Raw genomic sequence first — 13031 nt, forward strand, 5'->3', positions numbered from 1 at the left:
GCGGCCATGCCCAGGTACGGCACGTCCTCCATGAAGTTGCCCTTGGCATCGACAAAGCGGTCATCCACGGCAATCACTTTCAAGCCGTTGGCCTTGGCCTTGGCGACGATGGCCGGGCCCAGGGACACGTCCGGCGGGCAGATCACAAAGCCCTTGGCGCCGTTGGCGGCCAGGCTGTCGATGGCCGAGAGGGTTTTCTCGCCATCGGGCACGGCGATCTTGATCACGGTAAAGCCATGTTCCTTGCCGGCTTTTTCGGCAAAGGCCCATTCGGTCTGGAACCACGGTTCCTCGGCCTGCTTGACCAGGAAACCGATCTTCACTTCCTCGGCAAATGCGAAAGTACTGAGGCCGCTGAGCACGGCGGCAGCTGCCAGTACGCGTATTGCTTTTTTCATGAACGGCACCTCTTGTTGTTATTGGGAGTGGCAAGTTCTAGTCGTGGTACATCACCGACCGCCCGCCATCGATCATCAGGCAGGTGGCATTGATAAAGGGCGCCTCGTCGGTGGCCAGGAACAGCGCCGTCATCGCCACCTCGACGGGCTGGCCGATGCGCTTGGGCGGGTGCAGGTCGAACGCGCGCTGGCGCTCGGCGTGGGGGTCGGGGAAACCGTTCCAGTAATCGACGTTGAGCTGGGTCTCGATATAACCCGGGGCGATGGCATTCACGCGGATGCCCTTGGGCGCGTATTCGATACCCAGGGCGCGGGTGAGCCCGAGCAGGCCATGCTTGGCCACGGGATAAGGGAAACAGCCGGGAATGATGTGGCTGGAATGGGTGGAGGCGATATTGATGATGTTGCCGATGCCCTGCTCGATCATGTGCGGCAACACCGTGCGGCAGCCGTACCAGGCGCCGTCGAGGTCGATGGCGAAGCAACGGCGCCAGTCTTCGTCGCTCATCTCCAGCGGGTCGCGGAACACGTTGACCCCGGCGCAGTTGACCAGCACATCCACCCGGCCGAAGCGCTCAATGGCCACATTGACCAACGCCAGCCATTGCGCTTTGCAGGTGATATCGACGGGTTGGGCGTAGATCTCGGCGCCGCATTCGCGCCAGTGGGCGGCGACTTTCTCGACCTTGTCGCCCTGTATATCCGCGATCACCAGGCGCGCCTGCTGGGCCTGGAAACACGCGACGATCGCCTCACCAATGCCCTGGGCGGCGCCGGTGATGATCACCACCTTGTTCTTCAGGCGCTCGCCGTAGGTTGGCTCGGGCACGGCGGGTAATGACAACGGTTGGGCCTGCATCGCGTCACCTGTTTTATTTTTGGCAGTGAGTGCTGATGCAGACGACTATAAACCCATCATTTGAAATATCTCAATATATAAATTTGCATCCCATATAGTGAGCAAAATCAAAAAATAATGTGGGAGCAAGCCGCCTCCCACATTTGATCTACAGTGCTTTCAAAACGGTGGCTTCAGCCGAGGGCGAAGTCCCGCAGCGCATCACCTTCCATGCGATAACGCACCCACTCCTCCTGCGGCTGGGCACCGATGGATTTGTAAAAGGCAATCGCCGGCTCGTTCCAGTCCAGCACGCTCCACTCGAAGCGCGCGCAACCGTTATCAAAGGCAATCTTCGCCAAATGACGCAACAGCTTCTTGCCCGCCCCGCCGCCACGCTGTTCCGGGTTGATGTACAGGTCTTCCAGGTACAGGCAGTTGCTGCCCAGCCACGTGGAATAGCTGAAAAAGAACACCGCAAACCCAATCGGCAAACCATCCCGCGAGCAGATCAGGCCATGGGCCGTGGCGCCCTCGCTGAACAGGCTGCGCTGGATGTCCACCACGCTGGCGATCACTTCATGCCGGGCTTTCTCGTACTCGGCGAGTTCGGTGATGAAAGTCAGGATCTGCGCAGCATCGCTGGGCACGGCGGGGCGAATCTCGATGGTCATGGGCGAGCCTTGGCAATTTCAAAGCACACATACTAAGGCGCTTTGATGACTGATTGCAGTGCAATTTATGGGGAACCCGGCAGCCGACACACAAAATCTTACAGGTGCCACGGCACCGTTCGTCGCCACCCAGGCACGATCATCAAGGCACAACTGACCAATAGAGGGTAAGGACATCAATCATATGGAGACACCCTCATGAAGCATTCCAAGTTTGCCGCCCTCGCATTTGCCGGCCTGTTGTCTTCGGTTTCGCTGAGTGGTTTCGCTGCCACGTCGTCCACCGGTCCTACCAACCCGGACGCCACCACGGAATCGCAGAAATCCATGGGCACCGGCCTGGACACCAACGGCGGCGCGGTCATCGATAACACCAATGGTGCCGACCCGCATACCCAGGGCCACGATACCCAACGCCAGGCTCCCGCTGCCGTCGGCAACGGCAAAATGGGTCCTTCGGTGAATGAGCCGAAGATCAATAAAGGCGATGACTCGAACCTGCCGGGCGCGCCGAAACAGCCTGCGCCTTAACGCTTCACACACAATCGCAACACCCGATCATTCCCCAATGAAGAGGTACGCATGAACGTCGATAAAGACCTTGAAAAAGAAGTCCTCACCCGCCTGCTGCACGCTCATCCCCAGGGGCTGGGCAAGGAGGTGCTGGATAACTACCGCGGAGAGAAAGTGGTCGCCAGTGCGTTGGCATTTCTGCAGGACCGCGGGTTGATCAAGGATGGGCATGTGACCACCGACGACGCCGGTGAATACTCGCTGAATCTGCCGATCAAGTTGACGGCGTCAGGTGTGGATGAAGCGCGCAAGCTCGAAGGTGAAACGCGCCAGTAGCCCTCATGCAAAACCCAATGTGGGAGGGAGTAAACCTTCCTCTCACATGCTTGGGCCTATCTTCAGTCCGTAAGTAATGCGTCGACTTCGGCGGTGCCCGGGGAAGTTGCCGGCCCCCAACGCGTCACCGCCAGGGCCGCCGCTGCATTCGCCCGCCGCGCCGCCTCAGCAGGTTTCAAACCATCCGCCAAACCCGCAATAAACACCCCCGCATGCGCATCCCCCGCGCCATTGCTGTCGACCGCCTGTACCTTGAAGCCGGGCACATGCTCGATCTGACCCGCACGCCCCACCCAGCAGCCATTCGGTCCGTCACGCACCACCAATAGCGTCTCGGCGCGCAGGTGCTGGCTGAGCGCCGGCAACGCGGCAGCGATGTCCGCCGCGCCGGTAAACGCCAAGGCTTCAGGACCATTGCTGGTCCAGATATCGATACGTGGCAACAGCGCACCCATCAAGGCCGAATCCGGCGCTTTGACCAGCGGCCCCGGATCGAACACCACCACGACTTCCCGGGGCAGTGCCAGCAGCCAGTCGATCAGCGCCTGGGCCTTACCTTCCAGGAGCAGGCTGTAGCCACTGACATAGACGTAGTCGTCGACACGCGCTGCGACGGTGGTCAAATCCTCCTGGCTGAGTTCACCCTCGACGCCGATATGGGAAATGAACGTGCGCTCGGTGGTGGCTTCGGTCAAGGACACACACAAGCCAGTGTCCTTTGCGCTGCTGGCTGCCAGGGCCATTTCAATGCCCTCGGCCTGCATCGCCGCGCGGGCCAGGTCGCCGAAGCGACCAGTGCCGTGACGGCCCAGATAGACCACCGGCAAGCCATTGCGCCGCGCCGCCGCCATCACATTGAAGCCCCCGCCAGCTTCGAAGCTGGCGGACTTTGCCAGCACGTCGCCGCCGGTCGCGGGCAAGGTGTCGAGGGCCATGACCAGGTCGACGATGACCTGGCCGGTGTGCAGCAATCTAGACATTAGCACTCTCTACCAACGCCGGACGACGGTCAGCCGCGCCGCCCAGTACCGCATAAATCCCACCGGCAACCAGGAAAGTGACGATCCAGCCCAGGCCATTGTGGCCCAGCCAGGAGTCGGACAACGGCCCGGCGAACCAGATGTTCTCGGCAGTGGTGCCGATGGTGGTGAAGCTGAAACCCAGCACGATGGCCACGGCCCAGGCGCCGAAGGCACGCCATTCCACACCGCCGCGATACCAGTAGGCGCTGCTCGGGCTCACGTCCAGCAGGTCCTTGGGGCTGTAGTAGTGACGATGGATCAGGTCGACCACGAAGATCCCCACCCACGCGGTGATCGGCACCGCCAGCAACGAGATGAAGGTGATGAACGGGCCGTAGAAACTGTCGGCGATCAGCATGAAGTAGATGGAGCCGGCGAAGATCGCCACGATGTCGACGATCACCGCATGCACGCGCTTGACCTTCAGGCCAAGGGTCAAGGTGGTCAGGCCGGCCGAATACACTGACAGGTTGTTCGACAGCAGCAGCCCGCCAAACGCAGTGATCAGGTACGGCACCGCCATCCAGGTGGGCAGCATGTCGCGGATCGCGATGATCGGGTCAGTGGCCGCGGCCAGGTCGTTGTTGCCGACCGACAGCAGGCCGCCAAGGGTAATCAGCAACACCAGCGGAATGCCTGCACCAAATGCCGCCGACGCCACCAGGCGCGCGGCCGTGACGCTGCGGTGCTGGTAGCGCGACATGTCGGCACCGGCGTTGGCCCAGCCGATACCGGTACCGGCGGCCATGGTACCGACGCCGATGATCATCGCGCTCAGGGGAGCCGGGGTGGCGTTGAACACCGCGCTCCAGTCGATGGTGGCACAGAGGAAACCGCCCACCAGGATATTCAACGCGCCGAACACGTAGGTGGCCCACTTCTGGATCACCAGCAAGGTGGCGTGGCCGAGGCCCGAAACGGCCAAGGTCAGCAACACGAAAATGCCGATGAAGATCAGGGTGAGGACCGGTGCGCTTTTCGCTTCCACCGCAGAGCCGAACAGAATCGAACACAACGACAGCAGCACGAAGGCGGCGGTGGTGGTGTTGACGGTTTCCCAGCCCAGGCGCGACATCAACGACACCAGCGTCGGGCCGATATTGCCGCGCACGCCGAAGATGGCGCGGGACAAGGTCAGGCTGGGGGCACGGCCGCGACGGCCGGCGATGGAGATGATGCCCACCACGGCGAACGAGCCGGCAGCGCCGAGGATCGCGACGATGATCGCCTGCCAGATGGCCAGGCCGCGAAACGCCACGAGGGTGGCGCCGAGGGGCAGGCCGAGGATGCTGATATTGGCGGCGAACCACACCCAGAACAGTTGCAGTGGATGGCCGTTGCACTCGCCCTCAGGGACCGGTTCAATACCGCGGGTTTCCAATTGCCCGGCGCTTTGGCCGGAAGAAGTGCTGCTCATGAGTGGTGCTCCTGGTGCCTGTATTGTTGTGGTTGTGGCGGATACGCGGTCTTCCTGACTCAGCGCAATGCGAGCAAGCCTTGAACCAGCGGCTGCAGATCGAGGCCGTTGACCTGCTTGACCTGTTCGATCATCGATTCGGGCCAGCACGGCAGGCCGAGGCAGGCACCGAGCATCGCGCCGAGCATCGCGGCAATCGTGTCGGTATCGCCGCCCAGGCTGGCAGCCAGGCACAGGGCTTCGAACGCGTTCATGGCCCCCACCGCCACTTGCTGGGCGAGGGCAAACGACACCACCACCGACTCCTGGGAGGCGACGGAGGTGCCGATCAATTCATACAGCAGGTCGGCGAACAGGGCTGTGTCGCCGCTGCCGACGCTCAGGGTGCGCGCCCAACTGATACGGGTGGAGATGCGCCCGCCGGCAATCCAATGGCCATGGCCTTCCGCCTGTTGAGCCACCTGGGTGCCGATATTCAAGGCCTCACCCAAGTCCACACCGTTGATGCCTGCGGACACCACCGCCGCCACTGCCGCGGCGCTGGAGATGCCCAGGGTGGTGTTGTGGGTGACCTGGCAGGCCTGGATCACCGCCTGGATAAATCGCGCCGGGTCGCTGACATCGGCGGCGATCCCCACGGGCGTGATGCGCATGGCGGCGCCATTGGTGGTGCCGTAGCGCCCGGATTCTTCCGGGGTATGGCCGTTGAGGATCATGTCGATTGCACGCTTGGTCGACGGGCCGAGCAGATCCTGGGAACCTTTGGCGCGCATCACCGCTTCCCAATCGATCAGGCGCCGGGCGAGCACGGCGGGGTCGATCTTGCCTTGGCCCTCGACCAGCAGTTCACCCACCAGGATCGCTTGCTCGGTGTCATCGGTGATGGAGCCCGCCGGCATATTGGGCGCGATGGGTTGGTCGGCGTCGGCATCTTCCAGGCCGGTAATGGCACCGAAGCGCTGTTGCACTTGCTCACGGCTCAGGGATTGGGTGGGCATGCCCAGGGCATCGCCCAACGCCAGGCCGTAGAAAGCGCCGAGGGCGCGGGTATTGGGGGTCATTTCGAAGATCCAAACTGCAGGTGCAGGCGAAAGTGCAGAGGGTCGAGCAGGCTTTCGACGTACTCCATGAAGCGCTCGCGGCGATCGTAGGTGGTGCGGGAGGCCTTGAGGAACACCGTGCCCACCGGGCGGCCAAGCAGCTCGGCGTCTTCATCGCTGAGGGGCTCGGCGCCGATCCACTGGTCACCTTCGGCACCGACGTAACCGTAGGCTGCCAGGGTGATGGTCAGGGAATTATCGATCAGCCCAACGCGCGGCAGGCTTTCCAGGCCACCGGACGCGGGCATCAGCGAGCGCTCAAGGGAAACGGCCGTGCCATCAGTCGTGCGGCGACGGCGGTCGAGGGCGATAAATTGGTCGGTGCCGAAGCGACTGAACAGATCGGCGCGCGTCACCGCTTCCAGGCGCAGGATATCGGTGGTCACCAGGGCCCCGGTGTCCGCCAGGGCCTGGGCCCAACCGCTGGTTTGATCCAGCGCCATGCCATCAAATGTGACGATGGAGCCCACGCCGCTCTGGGTCGCGATGTAATTGCGCCTTTTGAGTTCGGCGAGGGCTTCACGCAGCGTGCCCCGGCTGACCGCAAACTCTTCAGCCAGTTGATGCTCGCCCGGCAACAGGAAACCATCGGCCATCCCCCCTCCCTCGATACGGCGGATGAGCTCGTCGACGACGCGTTTTTTCTTATCAAATCGGACATGTCTAATCATGTACAAATTGATAACCGAAAGCGGCCATTTGCAGCAAGGGAATTATTTCAGGGAGATGAAAAAACCGGCCTCACGGCTCCAGGCCAATACGGAAAAACTCGCCGCCGCTCCATACGCCAAGCCAGTTCTGACCATTGATCGGGCGGCTCACTGCCAACTCCACCAATTGGTAGAACACATTGCGATGCACCAGGGCTTCGAGGTTGGTACGCACCCGCAGATAGGGGGACGGTTCCTGGGTGACGGGGTCGATCACCACCCGCAGTGGATGCTCGATATCGGCTGCAACCTGTTCGTCGACGTTGGTGGTGAAGCGCAGCACCTGGCTTTCGCCCTGCCCTTCGACGTCGAGGGTAACCGCGACAAAGGGCGCATCATCGACGGTGATACCGACTTTTTCCACCGGGGTGATCAGGAAGTAATCATCGCCATCGCGGCGGATGATAGTAGAGAACAATTTGACCATCGGCTTACGCCCGATCGGCGTGCCCTGGTAGAACCAGGTGCCGTCACGGGCGATGCGCATGTCGATGTTGCCGCAGAAATCCGGGTTCCACAGATGCACCGGCGCCGGTCCCTTGCCCTTGGGCAACTGAGCCAACAGATCGTTGGTCTTGGCGGAATCGGTCATGGTGTTCTCCTCGGTGTTACTGATCGCCCATTCCCAGCAGGCCTCGGGCGTACTGCGCCAAGGGGCGGGCAATCAGGTCTTCTGGCTTGTTGTCGTGGAACGTCAGTAAACCGCCACGACTGCGAATACGTGCAGTATCAATCAAATACTGGGTGCTGGTCTCGATCAACATGATCTGGATTACCCCGTTGTCCAGGCCAAGCCGGTCCAGCGCCTCTTGATCAGCCCATTCGTCGGCGTTGCCGATACGGTCATCGGCCTTGGCGAAGCGGCAGTACAGCAGATAATGGGCACCCGCCGCACGGGCTTCGGCCATCGCCTGCTCCAGGCCTTCCGGCTGACGAGCACGACGCACCATGGGGAAGTATTCGACGAAACCGTTGAAGGCTTCCTCCGCCACCACATTCGGCCGCGGGTAGGCGCTGCCGGGGGGTACGAACGCACCCTGGGCGATAAAGACAAAGGAATCCGGCTGTATGCGCACCGAGGCAGTCCGACGAGTGTCGCTGTGGTCCAGCAACCCGGCGTCGCTCATCTGATAACGGGTGCCTTCGGCCATATCGCTGACGGTCATGCAACCACTCAGCGTCAACGACGCCAGCAACAAAACCAGACTACGCATCCTAATCCTCCAGAAGCCGGTGACGGAAAACCGGCGAATGGGCACGAGATGCAGAATCCGCGCCATTTGGAAACAACGCAGAACTAAATGTGGGAGGGGGCTTGCGCCCTCCCACATTGGATGATGTTTAATCTTGGGAAAGCATTATCCGCCGATGATCTTCATGACCGTCGCGCCGCCGGAGAAGGCCACTTCCTGCTTGTCGCCCAAGGCCTTCATCAGCAGGCCTTGCAGGGCCGGCAACGCCTGGTGGCGAGGCTTGTCCAACAGGTCGCCGACATAGTGACGGTTGCTCGACGACAGGCAGCCATGCAGCCAGCCGGTCGACGACAAGCGCAGCCGTGAACAGGTACGGCAGAACGGCACGCTTTCGTTGGCGATCACGCCGAAGAAGCCTTTGCCCGGCACCTCGTAGCGTACCGCCGTGGCATCCACGGGAGCGTTGGCTTGCAGGTATTCGTGGTGTTCGCCGATCAGGCCGAGCAGTTGTTGCAGGCTGACGAACTGCTGCAGGAATGCATTGGAGTCCTTGGCCAGGTGGCCCATGCGCATCAACTCGATAAAACGCAGCTCGTAGCCACGCTCCAGGCAGTAATCGAGCAGCGGCATCACCTGGTCGAGGTTCTGGCCGCGCAACGGCACCATGTTGACCTTGATCTTGATCCCGGCGGCACGCGCCTGGTCCATGCCATCGAGCACGGTCGCCAGGTCGCCGCCACGGGCGATGCTGCGAAAGGCATCGGCATCCAGGGTGTCGAGGGAAACATTGATGCGCCGAATCCCCGCATCCACCAGCAGCGGCAGTTTGCGCGCCAGCAACTGGCCGTTGGTGGTCAGGCTGATGTCGCTGAGGCCCATGCCGCCCACCGCGCCCATGAAGGCTTCCAGCTTGGGGCTGACCAGCGGTTCGCCGCCGGTGATACGCAAGCGGTCGATGCCCGCCGCCTCGATCAGGTAGGCCACGCCACGGGCCATGGCCTCGGCCGAGAGTTCGTCCTGGGCAGCCACCAGCCGCTTGCCGTTCGGCACGCAGTAGGTACACGCGTAGTTGCAGGCTGAGGTCAGGCTGATCCGCAAATTGCGAAAACGCCTGCCTTGACGATCAACGATCATGGATCACTCCGGCAGAGGATGATTCGGGCGCGCTAAAAGCTGACTGATAAATCAGCTTTTAGCAAGATCCTTGCCTGAGTATATTCCTGGGTTACTGCGCCTGGCAGCAAATCATTACGTGGCCGGGGTTTCGACGGGGGCCGCTTCAACCAGTGCCGGCTCGGAGCTGTGCTTACGCTTGTTGCCCATGCGCACACCGATGTCCATCAGGAACTGGAAGAAACCTTCCTGGTCTTCCAGCACATTGCTCCAGAACGGTGAGTGGTACAGCGCCACGGCGCCGTGCACCAAGGCCCAGGCGGCGCAGTAGTGGAAGTACGGCGGTACGTCTTCAAGCTTGCCTTCGCTGATGCGGCCCTTGATCAGCAGGGTCAGGCGCTCGAAGTTCGAGGCGCGAATCTTGTGCAACTCCTCGACCATCTCCGGCACTTGATGGCCCTTGACCACCTTCTCTTCCAGGCGGTCGAACAGGCGGTAGCGCTGCGGGTCACGCATGCGGAACTCGAAGTAGGCGCGGGACAGCGCTTCCTTGTCCTTGTCGACATCGGCCGAATGCAGCAGCTCGTTCAAGTCGCGCTCGTAGTCGAGCATCAGGCGCAGGTAGATCTCGGCCTTGGACTTGAAGTGCTTGTAGATCGTGCCTTTGCCGATACCCACGGCATCCGCGATCATCTCGACGGTGACGCTGTCTTCGCCTTGTTCGAGGAACAACTTGAGTGCGGTGTCGAGAATTTCCTGCTCACGGCGGCGAAACTCACGGACCTTACGGGGTTCTTTGTGCATGAGGAAGAGGTCTGCAAAGGTCGGAATAGGGAGGGCTGCGCAGGGCCACGAATACATGGCGATACGATTTACCCAGTGCGAGGGATTATCCCGACTGAACGGTCGTTGGGCAACGTCTATGTGAACCCGTCCTGCACTTTACTTTCAAGGCGCCAACGTTTTCATGTCTACCAGTCAGAAATAATACGCAACAACTGCACCCGTGCACTGCCCAATGAGAACTCAAGCGAAGCGCATGTATTCCAAATCTGTTTAAAAAACGATCAGTCGCGACTGGACTGAATCAGATACTGATCAATACTTGAACTGTCGGCGTGACATCTCCCCCAAGTGAAGCGCCGACCTGGGTACCGACGGACTGTGTGCCCTTGTTTTACTCCTAATGGTCTTAACCCGGATTCACCCCCCAGAACCCGGGTTTTTTTTGCCTGCGATTCAGTCGTGTCATGCAGCAACGTGGGCCAGCGGGAACAGGCGCTTGAAGTTCTCGGTGGTCTGCTCGGCAAAGTGCTCATAGGACTCACCGCGCAGCATCGCCAGGTAATCCGCCACATCCCGTACATATTCAGGCAGGTTCGGTTTGCCACGATGGGGAATCGGCGCCAGGTACGGCGAGTCGGTTTCCACCAGCAGGCGGTCGGCTGGCACCTGGCGCGCCACGTCGCGCAGGGCATCGGCATTGCGGAAAGTGACAATGCCCGACAGGGAAATATAGAACCCCAGGTCAAGTGCGGCCCTGGCCATGTCCCAATCCTCGGTAAAGCAATGCAACACGCCGGCCTGGGGCAACGCGGCTTCGCGCAACAGGGTCAGGGTGTCGGCACGGGCGCCACGGGTGTGGACGATCACCGGCTTGCCGGTTTGCCCGGCGGCCTGTAAATGCAGGCGAAACGAGGCCTGCTGCAACTCGGCGGCTTCCGGCTCGTAATGGTAGTCCAGGCCGGTTTCGCCAATGGCCACCACCCGCGGGTGATTGAGTTCGCCCAGCAGCCAGTCGAGGGCCGGGGCTTCGCCAGGCTTGAGATCCAGCGGGTGGATACCCACCGAGCAATCCACATCGGCATAACGCTCGGCCAGGGCTTTGACGTCGGCAGCATTGTCGGCGCTGACGCCAATGCACAGGAAATGCCCTACCCCACGCTGGCGTGCAGCGTCGAGGGCAGCATCCAGGGAGCCGCCGTGCTGGGCGAGGTCAAGGCGATCAAGGTGGCAATGGGAATCTACAAGCATAGGAAATTACGACTTAGGTCACGGAAAGTGTCTGGCCAACGATACATCCGTCGGCCACGGAAATTAACGCCGGCCGAGCAAGCCGACCCACTGCACCAGCAGCGCTTCAAGCAACAGCACGCGGTTGAGGTTGGCCTTGCCGAGCACCTTCTGGCGCTGGGCGAGGATCCAGTCCTGGATAGCCAGCACCTTGTCCTGGGCACTTTTCTGCGCGAGGTATTGCACCACCTTGCGCATATCCGGCAGGCCCAGGCCGTTTTCGTCCTGGGTCAACTGGTAGCGCAGGATCAGGCTCGACCAGTCACAGAACCAGTCGAACAGCAGCAGCAAGGGAATGTCCTTCCAGGCGCTTTCAGCCAACTGGGTGGCGGACAGCTCTTGCTTGAGCAGTTTTTTCACCCCATCCACAACCAGGGCGCGTTGCTCACGTACGCCTTGGGCTTGCAGCTTGACGGCCGCCAGCGGGGAACCGGCCGCCAGGGTCAGCAACTCGATCCGCTCCTCTGCGGAGCAATCCGGCAGCGCCTTCGCCAGCCATTGCAGGCTCATGGCTTCACTGGGCAACGGGCAGGCCTGCTGTACGCAGCGGCTGCGAATGGTCGGCAACAAGCGGCTGGACTGGTGGCTCACCAGCAACAGCACCGTGTCGCCGGAGGGTTCTTCCAGGCTCTTGAGCAAGGCGTTGGCAGAGTTGACGTTCATGGCCTCCACCGGCTCGATCAGCACCACCTTGCGCCCGCCCATCTGCGCGGTCTGCACCACGAAACTGACGAGGTCACGCACCTGGTCGACCTTGATCGCCTTGTCGGCTTCCTCGGGTTCAAGCAGGTAGTTGTCCGGGTGGCTGCCGGCCTTGAGCAACAGGCAGGATTTGCACGCGCCGCAGGCTTCAAGGTTGACCGGGCGCTGGCACAGCAAGCTGGCCATGAGTCGCTCAGCCAGATCGCGCTTACCAATCCCGATCGGCCCGTGCAGCAGATAGGCGTGGGCGTGCTGGGCACGGCCGGCCAACTGCTGCCAGAGACTGTCCTGCCACGGGTAGGCTTCAGCCACGGGCGCGCTCCAACAGCTTGGGTAACAGGGCGTCGATGGCCTGCTGCACCTGCGTCAACGGCTGGGCCGCGTCCAGCAGGTGGTAGCGCGCCGGTTCAGCCTGGGCGCGCTTGAGAAACGCGCTGCGCACAGCATCGAAAAACCCCTGGCCTTCCAGTTCGAAACGGTCGAGACGCCCACGGGCGCTGGCGCGGGCCATGCCCACTGCCACCGGCAGGTCGAACAACAGGGTCAGGTCGGGACGTAGATCACCCTGCACAAAGGTTTCCAAGGTGGCGATACGCGCCAGGGACAAACCCCGGCCACCGCCCTGGTAGGCATACGTGGAATCGGTAAAACGGTCGCAGATCACCACGGCACCGCGGGCCAGGGCCGGACGAATCACCTCGGCCAGGTGCTGGGCACGGGCAGCGAACACCAGCAGCAGCTCGGTGTCCGGGTTCATCTGTTCTTCGCCTGGGGCCAGCAACACGTCACGGATGCGCTCGGCCAGGGGTGTACCGCCGGGCTCACGGGTCAACACCACCTCGACACCTTCAGCCCGCAAGCGGCCGGCCAGGTAATCGCGGTTGGTGCTTTTGCCGGCGCCTTCCGGGCCTTCCAGGGTAATAAACAAGCCAGTCACAGGCA

16 protein-coding genes are annotated in these 13031 nt (G+C 61.8%); 2 read left to right on the forward strand and 14 right to left on the reverse strand.

Going from position 1 to position 13031, the window contains the following annotated elements:
• From BLQ09_RS28880 to BLQ09_RS28890, 3 genes are all read right to left on the reverse strand, one after another.
• Positions 1 to 398, reverse strand: a 398-nt coding sequence (locus tag BLQ09_RS28880) for a substrate-binding domain-containing protein (protein WP_139202144.1), incomplete at its 3' end; no start/stop codon positions are given.
• Positions 399 to 435: 37 nt separating this feature from the next.
• The gene (locus tag BLQ09_RS28885) at positions 436 to 1257 is read right to left on the reverse strand and encodes an SDR family oxidoreductase (protein WP_092359472.1); all 822 of its coding nucleotides are present in this window, start codon (positions 1255 to 1257) and stop codon (positions 436 to 438) included.
• 173 nt (positions 1258 to 1430) lie between these two features.
• Positions 1431 to 1910, reverse strand: coding sequence for a GNAT family N-acetyltransferase (locus BLQ09_RS28890; RefSeq protein WP_027607824.1), 480 nt, complete (start codon positions 1908 to 1910; stop codon positions 1431 to 1433).
• A gap of 198 nt (positions 1911 to 2108) precedes the next feature.
• On the opposite strand from BLQ09_RS28890, the gene BLQ09_RS28895 reads away from it, so the two are divergent.
• Positions 2109 to 2441 (forward strand): hypothetical protein, encoded by a 333-nt coding sequence (locus BLQ09_RS28895; RefSeq protein WP_027607823.1) that lies wholly within the window; start codon positions 2109 to 2111, stop codon positions 2439 to 2441.
• A 51-nt stretch (positions 2442 to 2492) separates the two neighbouring features.
• Positions 2493 to 2759: a hypothetical protein gene (locus BLQ09_RS28900; protein ID WP_027607822.1), complete on the forward strand. Its 267-nt coding sequence runs from the start codon at positions 2493 to 2495 to the stop codon at positions 2757 to 2759.
• 62 nt (positions 2760 to 2821) lie between these two features.
• Here BLQ09_RS28900 and BLQ09_RS28905 read toward each other — a convergent pair whose 3' ends face one another.
• The 11 genes from BLQ09_RS28905 to tmk all read right to left on the reverse strand — a co-directional run bounded on the left by BLQ09_RS28905 (position 2822) and on the right by tmk (position 13026).
• Complete coding sequence (locus BLQ09_RS28905; RefSeq protein ID WP_092359474.1) at positions 2822 to 3739, reverse strand: PfkB family carbohydrate kinase; 918 nt, start codon at positions 3737 to 3739, stop codon at positions 2822 to 2824.
• Positions 3732 to 5198: a purine-cytosine permease family protein gene (locus tag BLQ09_RS28910; RefSeq protein ID WP_092359476.1), complete on the reverse strand. Its 1467-nt coding sequence runs from the start codon at positions 5196 to 5198 to the stop codon at positions 3732 to 3734. Before BLQ09_RS28910 ends, BLQ09_RS28905 begins: the two co-directional genes overlap by 8 nt.
• A gap of 59 nt (positions 5199 to 5257) precedes the next feature.
• Positions 5258 to 6259: an ADP-ribosylglycohydrolase family protein gene (locus BLQ09_RS28915; RefSeq protein WP_027607819.1), complete on the reverse strand. Its 1002-nt coding sequence runs from the start codon at positions 6257 to 6259 to the stop codon at positions 5258 to 5260.
• A complete protein-coding gene (locus tag BLQ09_RS28920; RefSeq protein ID WP_092359478.1) occupies positions 6256 to 6969 on the reverse strand; it encodes a GntR family transcriptional regulator in 714 nt (237 codons plus the stop codon). Before BLQ09_RS28920 ends, BLQ09_RS28915 begins: the two co-directional genes overlap by 4 nt.
• Positions 6970 to 7039: 70 nt before the next feature.
• Positions 7040 to 7600 (reverse strand): DUF1285 domain-containing protein, encoded by a 561-nt coding sequence (locus BLQ09_RS28925; RefSeq protein ID WP_027607817.1) that lies wholly within the window; start codon positions 7598 to 7600, stop codon positions 7040 to 7042.
• Between the two features lie 16 nt (positions 7601 to 7616).
• Positions 7617 to 8222: a DUF4823 domain-containing protein gene (locus BLQ09_RS28930; protein WP_027607816.1), complete on the reverse strand. Its 606-nt coding sequence runs from the start codon at positions 8220 to 8222 to the stop codon at positions 7617 to 7619.
• A 144-nt stretch (positions 8223 to 8366) separates the two neighbouring features.
• Positions 8367 to 9335, reverse strand: a complete 969-nt coding sequence (locus tag BLQ09_RS28935; protein ID WP_027607815.1) for a GTP 3',8-cyclase MoaA — start codon at positions 9333 to 9335, stop codon at positions 8367 to 8369.
• 114 nt (positions 9336 to 9449) lie between these two features.
• Positions 9450 to 10118, reverse strand: a complete 669-nt coding sequence (locus BLQ09_RS28940; protein WP_027607814.1) for a TetR/AcrR family transcriptional regulator — start codon at positions 10116 to 10118, stop codon at positions 9450 to 9452.
• A 444-nt stretch (positions 10119 to 10562) separates the two neighbouring features.
• Positions 10563 to 11348, reverse strand: a complete 786-nt coding sequence (locus tag BLQ09_RS28945) for a TatD family hydrolase (RefSeq protein WP_092359480.1) — start codon at positions 11346 to 11348, stop codon at positions 10563 to 10565.
• A 63-nt stretch (positions 11349 to 11411) separates the two neighbouring features.
• Positions 11412 to 12401, reverse strand: coding sequence for a DNA polymerase III subunit delta' (locus BLQ09_RS28950; RefSeq protein ID WP_092359482.1), 990 nt, complete (start codon positions 12399 to 12401; stop codon positions 11412 to 11414).
• Positions 12394 to 13026, reverse strand: coding sequence for a dTMP kinase (gene tmk / locus BLQ09_RS28955; protein ID WP_027607811.1), 633 nt, complete (start codon positions 13024 to 13026; stop codon positions 12394 to 12396). Before tmk ends, BLQ09_RS28950 begins: the two co-directional genes overlap by 8 nt.
• Between the last annotated feature and the right edge of the window lie 5 nt (positions 13027 to 13031).

The sequence above is a fragment of the Pseudomonas sp. NFACC25 genome (assembly GCF_900100935.1).
GTDB classification, from domain to species: Bacteria; Pseudomonadota; Gammaproteobacteria; order Pseudomonadales; family Pseudomonadaceae; genus Aquipseudomonas; species Aquipseudomonas marginalis.